Annotated in this window: 4 protein-coding genes; 2 read left to right on the top strand and 2 right to left on the bottom strand. The window is 71.2% G+C overall.

Features of this window, described 5'->3' with window-relative positions; genetic code table 11:
- Nucleotides 1-571: 571 nt before the first annotated feature.
- On the top strand, nt 572-871 hold the full coding sequence (locus tag RIF68_RS27695; protein ID WP_309054030.1) for an LPXTG cell wall anchor domain-containing protein: 300 nt from the start codon (nt 572-574) through the stop codon (nt 869-871).
- Nucleotides 872-1,075: 204 nt separating this feature from the next.
- On the opposite strand, the gene RIF68_RS27690 is transcribed toward RIF68_RS27695, so the two are convergent.
- Nucleotides 1,076-1,594, bottom strand: a complete 519-nt coding sequence (locus RIF68_RS27690; RefSeq protein WP_309054029.1) for a hypothetical protein — start codon at nt 1,592-1,594, stop codon at nt 1,076-1,078.
- A 104-nt stretch (nt 1,595-1,698) separates the two neighbouring features.
- Nucleotides 1,699-2,112: a hypothetical protein gene (locus tag RIF68_RS27685; RefSeq protein ID WP_309054028.1), complete on the bottom strand. Its 414-nt coding sequence runs from the start codon at nt 2,110-2,112 to the stop codon at nt 1,699-1,701.
- A 596-nt stretch (nt 2,113-2,708) separates the two neighbouring features.
- Here RIF68_RS27685 and RIF68_RS27680 point away from each other — a divergent pair.
- Entirely contained in the window at nt 2,709-4,580 is a 1,872-nt protein-coding gene (locus tag RIF68_RS27680) for an NAD-binding protein (protein WP_309054031.1), read from the top strand.
- Nucleotides 4,581-4,761: the final 181 nt, after the last annotated feature.

Here is a 4,761-nt window from a genome sequence, read left to right as displayed (position 1 = left end):
CCCATCTCGCCTGGGGCCACCGTCTCCTCCGCCCCCGCCACGCAGACCACCGCGCCCGGCACCGCGACGCCGGGAGTCTCCTCGACTCCGGACCGGACGCCTGCCACGCAGCCCGCGCCCTCGCAGAACAGCACCGCCCCCACGCCGTCCCCGACGGGGACCTCCCCGGCAGACGTATGCAACGGAGAGGAGGAGCCAACTCTCGACGAGAACCTGAGCACCACCCTGTCCGGACTGCCCTCCAAGGTCGTCGCCGGCAGCGGCTTCCACGCTTTCAAGCTGAACGTCGTCAATTCCGGTACCAAGGCGTACCAGCGTGTCGACCTCGGCGTGTTCGCCGCCCAGATCGATGCCGACACCTGGGAGGAGACCACGGGCCACCTCGCGCTTCAGTTCAAGAACCCGGACACCGGGCATTGGACCGACATCTCCCTCGACGCCCATGACGAGGGAGCCGGCTATCTCGGCCACACCGACGTCCGCGCCAAGGAGGCCCTCTCCATCGACATGCGCCTGAGCGTCGACAAGGAAGCCCCTGAAGGCTTCGGCTTCGCCATCACCATCGGCGTCTATGCCGACGACCAGGGCAACTGCGTCTTCGCCGGCGACCAGAAGTTCTACGAGTTCGACATCCTCGCCGCCGGCACGGAGCCCTGGCGAGCAGAACGAGGCCGAGCCGCAGGAGGGTGGCAAGAAGCCCCTCCCCGGCAAGCCCGCCGGCGACATGGAAGTCAACCCCGAAGGCGTCCTCGCCGAGACCGGAGCCGACTCCCACCTCCCCGTCATCGCCACCGTCGGCGGCACCGCCGTCCTCGCCGGCACCGGCGTCATGTTCGCCCTCAAGCGCCGCCGCTCCACGACCGCCACCTGAAAGCGGCTCCTCTCTCGGTCATCGCGCACTCCCGGACCGGAGACGGAGGAGCCCGAACGTCCAAGCGTCGCCGCGCGCCCGCCCCCTGTGGGGGCCGCGCGGCGACCCGGCCGTGATGACCGGCATGCCTCCGGTCGGGGCGACGAGCCCGCGGAGAGTTTTCGGGCCGCTCCGAGCTCCCGCCAACTCGCGGCCTGCCGCTCGTCAGGGGAAGTACAGGGCGGCCTTCTCCAGGACATGGCCGGTGAACATTCCGCCCCAGACGACCCGCCCCCGGTACATCGTGGTGCGAACCGCGCCCGGAGTGGTCTGGACCGTGAGAGGACGGCCGATCAACGTCGTGTCGAGGATCCGGGCGTCCTGAGCGGCCCACCTCGCGGCTTCCGGCTGGACATGCTCGCTCACCAGGGCGGGAAGCACCAGCGCCGCGTTGCGGGCGCCGGGTATGCCACCGCGCAGGCTTTTCGCGTAACTCATCGTCCACACGGTGAACTCCGACAGGACGGCCACGTCGACCTCCGGGACGGCGGTCGCGAAGACGAACAGCTCGGCCTTCGTTCCGAACCAGCGGACCTTGCGGTCCGCGCGGCTGCCGCTCACCACCGTCAGACCGTTCCAGCGCGGCCGGGTCACCGTGCAGCCGTCGGCCGTGAGCCGTTCGTGCAGTGCTGTGAGGTACGCCGCCGCCGAGTCGGCGGCCGGACCGGTCGCGTACGAAGTCATGTCTGGATCCTCCAAAGCCGTGGACAGCAGCGGAAAAGGACGTGCGGGGCGATGGCATCGGACGGCGACGCGCCGGGTCGGCAACTCAGGGGGCCCGGGATTTCTCACCGCCGTGTGTGGTGGCCCGTCAGCGTGAGGAAGAGGGGCAGGTTGGGGAAGAGGATGACGTTCTCGCGGAACCACCGGCCACCGGTGACGGAGGCGACGATGTGCGGCACCAAGGTTTCCACCCCGGTGAGGTGATGGGAGGACAGGATGGCCTTGTGCCCGTCGGGCCGCTGGAGGTAGCAGCCGCTCACACCGCCCACGACCGCCCCGTTGAGCACGATCGAGTGTCCGAAGACCGTGAGTTCCGAGACACCGGCCGACGAGACCCGCTCGACGCGGCCCCCGATGTGGTGCGTCAGCCCCCGCTCGAAGACCCGCACCAGCTGCGCCCCTTCCTCCCGAAGTTTGAGCAGAGAGCGCACCGTGAACGGGGCGATGAGGGCAGTTCCCGCCCCACCGAACAGAATCATCGGAGGGACAGCGTTCATGAGACCGGCTGCCGGCACCGGCACCGTCACAACAGCGCCGGCCCCCGCCCCGAGCAGCGAGTTCCGCGCCGCCCCCTTCTTCGAACCGCCGTACTCGTCCAGCAGGAGACCCGAGGACTCCCCCTGCGCCCCCTCACCCCGCCCCGGAGCAGGCTCACCCGATGGTCCCCTCGATGCCACCGGCACCCCTCCCCCCCCCGGCGACGACGGGCAGCCGATTATCCCGGCCACGAACCCGCAGGGCCATACTCCTGACCGAGCCAGGAAAGAGTCGCCACACCGCCGCATCAAGGGCGCGTCAATATTGCCGAATTCCGGCAGTGAACACGGGCCCAAGAGGGTGCGACCATCCGGGGGAACGGATCCGGGTGCGCTCCAGGGACCGGCTGGCGGACTCCGCCCGCACGGTACGAACGTCGACGGCCCGTCGAGAGCGAACGGCCGGCGAGACGGCACGACGGACACCAACGCCCGGCTCCGAAGCGTCCGCGCGCTGAACCTCGCTGCCCGCGCGCACGGAACATGGGGGAAGCATGACTGCATCGCCGATTCGAAACGGTCCGGGGGACGGCGGCCACATGGTGGTCTGTGGTGACGACGGGCTGGCGCGCCGACTCGCGGCCGAGCTGCGTGACGTCTACCGTCAGGACGTCATCCTCATGCTTCCCGCCGAGGAGGCCAACGGCCCGGCGGCGGAGCTGCACGACACCCGGTCCCCTGCCGACGGATCGGTGCGGTCCGTGCGCGAGATGGCAGCACCGGCGCCCCACCAGGAGGCACTTCTGCGTGCCGGTGTGGACCGGGCCGCCGCACTGGCTCTGCTGTACGAGGACGACGAGACGAACCTCCGCGCCGCGCTCGCCGCACGCCGTCTCAACCCCGGACTGCGGCTTGTCATCCGTATGTACAACCGCAAGCTCGGGCACCATCTGGAGGAACTGCTCGACCAGGCCGCCCTGATCACCGTGCCAGGTATGGATCGCGCGGCTCTCGACGCGTCGACGACCGTGCTCTCCGACGCCGACACCGCCGCACCGGCGCTCGTCGCCACCGCCATCGCCGACACCAACAAGGTCGTCCAGGCCGACGGACTCCTGCTGCGGGCCGCCGAGCGCCCGGCGCCGAACGGGGGACACGAGCCCGATCCCGGGCTGTGCACCCTGGCGCTGCTCACCTCGACCACCACCGACCCCGTCGGCAGCGAGGGTTCGGAGGCCGGCGGCACCCAGGCCCCTGACCTCCTCCCCGACGACAGGGCCGTCGAGAACTCATCGGGCCGCGGCACCGTCGTCCTCGAAACGGTGCGTCGCACGGGGCCCGGGCTACCACCCCGCCGGCTGGCCCGGCGCGGAGCACCGCTCGGAGAGGTGTTCTCCGCGCGACTGCGCTGGTCACTCGCCGGCATCGTCGCCGCGGTGCTCGTCCTCGCCACCACCACGGCAGCGCTTACCGACGCCGACCCCGTCCACGCGGCGTATCTCACCCTGCTCGACCTGTTCTCGATCAACGACCCCGCCCTGGACGGCTCACCCACGCGGCAGATCCTCCAGCTCCTGTCCGGACTGGTCGGTCTCGCGCTCCTGCCCCTTCTCGTCGCCGGCGCCCTGGAGGCGCTGGGAACCTTCCGCACAACGGGCGCGTTGCGCCGTCCGCCACGCGGTCTCTCGGGCCACATCGTGCTGCTCGGCCTCGGCAAGATCGGCGCCCGCGTCCTGACGCGGCTTCGAGAGCTGGACGTCCCCGTCGTCTGCGTCGAGCAGGACCCCGAAGCGCGTGGCATCCCTCTCGCCCGTGACCTGGGCGTCCCCGTGGTGCTCGGCGACGTGACCGAGGACGGTGTCCTCGACGCGGCCCGCATCCACCGGGCCGACGCCCTCCTCGCCCTGACCAGCTCCGACACCACCAATCTGGAGGCCACCCTCGCCGCCCGAAACCTCAAGGGTGACCTGCGGGTCGCGCTGCGGCTCTACGACGACGACTTCGCCACCGCCGTCCACCGCACCCTGCGGTCCACCCATCCCCGCGCGATCACTCGCAGCCGCAGCGTCACCCACCTCGCCGCACCCGCCTTCGCCGGCGCCATGATGGGCCGCCATATCCTCGGCGCGGTAAGCGTGGAACGCAAGGTCCTGCTGTTCGCCGCCCTCCTGGTCGCCGGACACCCCCAGCTGGAAGGCCGCACCGTCGCCGAGGCGTTCCGTCCCGGTGCCTGGCGCGTCCTGGCCCTCGACGTCGCGGACCCCGCCGCCCGCCGGCCCGACCTCGCCTCCACCCCGCACACAGGCGACCAGCCGCAGCTGCTGTGGGACCTCCACCCCGGCCACATCCTGCACCCCGACGACCGCGTCGTCATCGCCGCCACCCGCCGCGGCCTCGCCGAACTCCTCGGCCGGCAACCACTCGACCCCGGCACCACCCCGACCAGCCGGCGACCGTCGAACGCCGGCTGAGCCACCATGGGCGGCCTCGGCGTCCTCGGCCGGGAGCGGATCACGGGGCCGTGACATCGCATGCCCGGCAGGAACGGCGCGGGGCCCCGTCCGGCCGCCGTGCGCAGCACAGGACGGAAGGAACGAGAGATACGCTCGATCACGGGTGAGATCAACGGTGCGGCGTCCGACGGCAACCACC

The organism is Streptomyces sp. (genome assembly GCF_031178505.1).
GTDB lineage: Bacteria > Actinomycetota > Actinomycetes > Streptomycetales > Streptomycetaceae > Streptomyces > Streptomyces gulbargensis.
Note: the sequence above shows the minus strand (reverse complement) of the source record. Positions and strands in the feature narration are given on the sequence as shown.

What these genes read in the sequence shown, in the direction of transcription:
- RIF68_RS27680 (WP_309054031.1), top strand. Translation starts at nt 2,709, where the DNA reads ATGGTGGTCTGTGGTGACGACGGGCTGGCGCGCCGACTCGCGGCCGAG.
- RIF68_RS27685 (WP_309054028.1), bottom strand. Translation starts at nt 2,112, where the DNA reads ATGATTCTGTTCGGTGGGGCGGGAACTGCCCTCATCGCCCCGTTCACG.
- RIF68_RS27695 (WP_309054030.1), top strand. Translation starts at nt 572, where the DNA reads ATGCCGACGACCAGGGCAACTGCGTCTTCGCCGGCGACCAGAAGTTCT.
- RIF68_RS27690 (WP_309054029.1), bottom strand. Translation starts at nt 1,594, where the DNA reads ATGACTTCGTACGCGACCGGTCCGGCCGCCGACTCGGCGGCGGCGTAC.